The sequence below is a fragment of the Leptospira adleri genome, assembly GCF_002811985.1.
GTDB classification, from domain to species: domain Bacteria; phylum Spirochaetota; class Leptospiria; order Leptospirales; family Leptospiraceae; genus Leptospira; species Leptospira adleri.
Genome location: NZ_NPDU01000123.1, coordinates 1 through 6,015, shown reverse-complemented (window position 1 = coordinate 6,015; position 6,015 = coordinate 1). Strand labels below are relative to the sequence as shown.

The following is a 6,015-nucleotide window of genomic DNA, read 5'->3' as shown; positions in this document are numbered from 1 at the left end:
CATCCTCTCCGGCGGAGAGGATAAGATCTACGATCTTGCACAAAGTAAGATTTCTTCTCTTCCGTCTAACGTGATTCTTAAAACTTTGGAAAGACCGGACCTCGTCGCGCAAGTCTACGTTTTTCAATGGATCCAAGGAGATTACAACGGAGACGGACTGACCGATATCGGGATCTTTCATCTGAAAGAACCGACTTGGTATTTCGCGGTCTCCACGGGGTCGGTTCCGGACGTAATCGAAAAAGTGAAGAATGGAATCGGGGGCTTTTACGAATTCACATACGAACATTCCACAAAGTTCGACAACACCGGTGACGACGATATTCCCGACCTTCCCACGAGCTATCGAGTCTGCACATCGATCACGTTAGACGATGGATTCTCCAACCGTGTAACCAAAGACTACGAATACAAAAACGGTTTTGCTTTCTCTTCGTTTATCAACGGTAAAAAAGAAACCGACTTTTTCGGTTTTTCCGAATTCACCGTAAAAGAAGCATACGGCGCGAGAACGATTCATACCTATTATACGAACCCCTACTCCGATTTTATGCAGAATCGCGCGCTCGCCGGTGCCGAGAAAGAAACAAAAATCATCGGAAACGACAACAGAGAATACGGTAACATTCTCAACACATACGAGATCAAGCAGATCAGCACGACCCCGGGTGCGTTCAGTTACATGGCGCAAACGACAAAGATCGAAAAATTTATGAACGGCTCCCGCACGAGCACGGAGAGTTTTAATACGATCTTAGACGGTTATAAGATCGGCAGAAAGACGGAGAGCACGACCGATCATTTCAGCGACGGAGCCCATTCTTCCGTTACGATTTCGAATATTACGGATTTTGAAACAGACGATACGAGCAATCAGAGAAGAGCGACCCGTCAGGTTTCTTTTTCGGGAAGCGTTCACGAAACGATTTCCATTCTTTCTTACGATATCCGAGGGAATCTAAACAAAAACGTCTCGACTTATACCGGAGGCGGACTTCCAGCGGTCAGCGCCAAAACATTAGAATTTGATTATGATACCTACGGGAATCCGATTCTTGAAAAAGATTCGAGCGGAAGCCCGAGCAGAGGGACTTCCTATTCTTATGACAACGAACTCAATCAGTTTGTGACTCAGAAAGTTTCTTTCGGAGGTTCTCTTCAATTCGCGACACAACACAAGATCGACTACGGTTCCGCATTCGGTTCCGACTCGGAAGAGACAGACGCGAACGGAAACAAAAGTTATTTTGAATATGATTCCTATGGAAGATTGGTCCGTTCGGGCGCGGATACGGACGACGGAACAAGAACGATCACAAACCATTCTTACGATACGTCTTTTCCCCTGAGCGCAAAGACGGTTCTCCCGTCCGGAACGAGCGATCCGGACTTCGCTTCCAGAACCTATGCGGACGGCATGGGAAGAGCGATCTACTCGGTCAAAACAGCGTCTAACGGAAATTATACGATCACGGGTAGGCTTGTCTACGACGGAAACGGAAAACTCATCCGAAAAGGTCAGTCCAACTGGGCTTCTTCCGGTGAGATCGATAAGTTCGTGCTTCATCTGGAAGAACGCAATCCGACGAGTTTCGAATACGATCCGATCGGAAGAATCAAAAAGACGACGATGCCGACTGCGGAAGGAGAAACGACTCCGACCACCATCGTTACCAACTACAACGATCCGTTTGAAAGCACGGAAAATCACAGTAGCGGTCAGAGCAAACGTATCGTTAAGGACGCGAGAGGACAGATTCTTTATGTCGAAGACTTTGCTTTCGATGGAACTCAGGCAAAGATCGGATTTTGTTATGATCTCGCGGGTCATAGAACAAAGAAGTCCGACTTAAACGACGGTTCTCCTCTTTCTTGTTCGAACGTCGCGAGCGGCGTTTCCGTAAAGGACACTTCGGGTAAGAATCAGGCCTTCTGGTTGTATGACGCTTTCGGAAGACTTCGTCAAGACAGCGATCCCGATCTTGGAGTGGGAAGTTTTTCGTATAACAATTTCGGAGATCTTACTTCGAGCACGAACGCGAGAGGAATCACGACGACTCTTCAATACGACGCGATCGGAAGAATCAACGTAAAACAGATTCCCGAAGGAGACATCCGTTATATATACGATTCTTTTGCGGGAAGCGAGAACTCACAGGGAAAGATCGTTCGGATCGAAGACGGGGTTCAGAACAAAACCTTCAGTTATGACAAGTTAGGACGGGTCAAAAAAGAAGCTCGGATGATCCTGAATTCTCCGATTTCCGAAGCGCAAGGTCCGTATATTACGGAAACAAAATATGATCTTTTGGGTCGAGTTTCCAAGATCGATTATCCGGAACATCCGATCTCTCACGGGAGAATGCGCGCCTGTTACGAATACGGAACGGCCGGTTATATTCGTGGGATTTCCATCCAAGTCAATACCAACGGAATTCTTCCCGGATTTTGCAACAAGGATATCGTAGAGAACATCACTTACAACGAGTTCGGTCAAACCGCGGGTTTTACTCTCGGGAACGGCATCGAAACCAGTTACGGTTACGATATCAAAGGAAGAATGGTGCGTCTTCATTCTTCCGGAGACGTGGACGGAAGCGCAAAGGTTTTGCAGGACGCGGTCTATGCGTTTAACAGCAAAAACAATATTACGAATATCACAAATACTTCCTCCGATTACAACGCTCAGTACAATTACGACTACGACGGACTTGGTCGCTTAACAAACGCAATCGGGAGTTACGTCGAAACTTCGGACAATCTCACCAAACAATTCAGACAGAGTTATTCTTATGCGAAAAACGGAAACCTGACTTCGAAGCGCATTCATGATCCGAGCAACGGAAGCATCACGGACGAGTGGAGTTATCAATACGAAAACCACCAAGCTCTGAAGATCGATTCGAGCAAAACCGGAAACGATACTCTCACGATGCAATACGACGCGAGTGGAAACCTCACTCGTCAGAGAGACAACGCAAAAGACTTAACCAAAAAGATCAACGTCGATTCCCAAGATAGAATCACTCAGATCCAAGACGCAAACAACGCGGTTCAAGGAAAATACTGGTATGACGAAGGCGGATTTCGAGTCCACAAAAGTTCCCTCCAACAAAAGAACAACCAATTTACAAACGTAGAAATTCTTTATCCAAGCAAGTTCTACGGACTCGAATACATCGAAAGCGAAAATATCGTCACTTCCGTTAACAACGTTTACCTCAACGGAGTGCGAATCGCCGCCGTAGCTGAAAACGGAGCCCTCGCCTATTACTTAACCGATCAAGTCGATTCCGTCTCACACGTATTAGACGACGATGCAAACACTCTCTCCAAGATGCAATACCAACCCTACGGTGAAACCTTTGTCCACAAGGGTGACACAGACTTTGCGCCCAAATACAATTCGCAGGAGTTAGACAGAGAATCCGGTTTTTACTTTTACAACGCTCGTTACTACGATCCGGGGATCGCGAGATTTACCAGTGCGGACACGGTGATCGATGGAGAGTGGGACACGCAAGGCTGGAACCGGTTCTCGTATGTGAAGGGGAATCCGATTGGGGCGAAGGATCCAAGCGGGCATTTAGGCGTCCCAGAATATACCTCGAAACCAATCGAAGTTGCGGCGAGCAAGTCAGGTCAAGTCGCAAGCAAAGCCGCTCCATCAATCTTGGGAAAAATTGCTGGTGCAGTGGGATTTTTATTTGCTACAAGCGAATTAGATGCCCCAGGGAATAACAATCAAGCTAACGATAGAGCGAGAATCAATAGACCTCGAAGCACATTAATTACTTCGCATGAAGCCGAAGAGATGCATCGCAATGGATTAAATCCAATAGATGAAAAAGATGTTAAGAATTTTCTTAGTGGAAAAGGAGGTAATTCAAAAGGGACGTCCGATGTTAACAATAAAGGAAACAATCCTGGAAATAACAAAGCGAGCAATACTAGTAATACAATTCACGTTACAAAAGATGGAATTGCAATACCTGCAAATTCAAAATACAAAATCCCTGAGAAATATTTAGAAAATAAACATCGATCTGGAAGCTATGGTGAAATAGAAAATGGAAAATTCAGAGAAAAATTAAGGATTGATCCCGCTACAAAACCAGGCGATAAAGGACCAAATTATTCACATTATCATTTAGACGGAAAAGGGAAGCATTATAGCCCTCGTTCAAATGATAAAGATCCAGGATTTCCGAAATGAATGTCGAATTCAATAACCTTCCGTGGCACGATGCTGAATTACTTTCCATTGAAATTGATCGATCTTCTCCTGGGAAAAATGATAGCATATCCTTGTTAATCAAATGGCCAGATAAAATTCAATCTGAAATTATTTTTACAGATTGCTATGGTTTTAATGCAAAAATGAACTTTGGATTTATTTGTGATGAGACCATACTGAAAGCGTCAATGATCAATGATCAAGAAAAGCTATACAGAGTAAAACAAGATTGGAAAACAATGGGTGTTGACCTTAAAGAACTAAAATATTTCGAAATTGAAACAAATACAACTGCTAGTTTACTTGCAATTTACGCGCTTGATTTTCGTATCAAACCCGAGCCAGACATAAATTAAAATATTAAAGAACAGTTCATTGAAAACAATTTTCTTTTACTAAGAGAGATCCGAAAGAAGAAAAGAAATACTTCCCCTTCTCACTGCAAATAACTCAGCATCGCACTTTCATGCGTTAGGGATCGATGCGGGGTTAAGAAATTGCTGATAGAGAATTAGAACTTTTTTCTTCAAGAAAATCCTCAATTTCTTAACCGAAGCGGAGAGCCCGGTCCGAGCGGAAGCGAGGAACCGCCCAAACCAATTTACAAACGTAGAAATTCTTTATCCAAGCAAGTTCTACGGACTCGAATACATCGAAAGTGAAAATATCGTCACGTCCGTTAACAACGTATATCTCAACGGAGTGCGAATCGCCGCCGTTGCAGAGAACGGAGCCCTCGCCTATTACTTAACCGATCAAGTCGATTCCGTCTCACACGTATTAGACGACGATGCAAACACTCTCTCCAAGATGCAATACCAACCCTACGGAGAAACCTTTGTCCACAAGGGGGATACCGACTTTGCGCCCAAATACAATTCGCAGGAGTTAGACAGAGAATCCGGGTTTTACTTTTACAACGCTCGATACTACGATCCGGGGATCGCGAGATTTACCAGTGCGGATACGGTCATCGATGGAGAGTGGGACACGCAAGGTTGGAATCGGTTCTCGTATGTGAAGGGGAATCCGATTGGGGCGAAGGATCCAAGCGGGCATGAGGTTCCTCTTACTGGATATGGATCACCTAGAGAGGGATTGCTACCTGGAAATCGCAATCCCGGTGAGACAAGATATCAATCGGAAATTGCAAACAAATATAATCTCAATGACAAAAGTAAAGTTGAAGCTGCGGCCAAAGAATACCAAGCTGGATCTCAAAAAGGATTCAATCGGGGATATTCAAGAACATCAGGTTGGGCATCTCCAACTCAAGGACATAACTCTCAATCGAGTGGACAAGATTTAGAGAAATCTGATTTAGCTGGTAGATCAAAAGCCTATAAAGATGGTTATAATGATTCTGTTGGTTATGGTCGCGCTTACGGTATTATTGGTGGTTTAGGAACCGGAGTTGCTGAAGCTGCTGGATTGGCAACTGCGGGTGGTATTGGAAAAACACGCTCGTCGAAAACTCCGACGTCAGAAAAAACAATTTCAGCGCCTGAAGGATGGATTACGAAATCAAGTAAAAAAGGCGATGGTATAGTTTTCCAGGATCCTAAAAATCCTCATAATACAATCAGAGAAATGCCTGGAAACCCTAAAAGCCCTAATCCATCGCAACAAAATCCGTATGTAAAATTTATGAAAAATGGTATATTTTATGATGCGAATGGAAAGGCATTAAAGAGTGGTAAATTGATAGTGTCCTTAAAGTTTCGCACAAATGAGAACTTGAGAAGAGCTCTCCTCACACGATCAAGCCATGAGCTTTA

At 44.2% G+C, this 6,015-nt stretch carries 2 protein-coding genes and 2 pseudogenes; all 4 read left to right on the top strand.

The window, feature by feature from the left end; translation table 11 throughout:
- On the top strand, positions 1 to 4,216 hold a 4,216-nt coding region (locus tag CH376_RS23330), incomplete at its 5' end, for an RHS repeat domain-containing protein (protein ID WP_276329224.1).
- Entirely contained in the window at positions 4,213 to 4,593 is a 381-nt protein-coding gene (locus CH376_RS23325) for a hypothetical protein (protein ID WP_100785661.1), read from the top strand. The genes CH376_RS23330 and CH376_RS23325, both read left to right, overlap by 4 nt.
- 295 nt (positions 4,594 to 4,888) lie before the next feature.
- Positions 4,889 to 5,296 (top strand): annotated as a pseudogene (locus CH376_RS23320) (RHS repeat-associated core domain-containing protein); the annotation flags it as partial.
- Positions 5,297 to 5,335: 39 nt separating this feature from the next.
- Positions 5,336 to 6,015 (top strand): annotated as a pseudogene (locus CH376_RS24800) (hypothetical protein); the annotation flags it as partial.

Bases quoted from the DNA above. Each gene is read 5' to 3' on its own strand.
- CH376_RS23325 (WP_100785661.1), top strand. From the start codon at position 4,213: ATGAATGTCGAATTCAATAACCTTCCGTGGCACGATGCTGAATTACTT.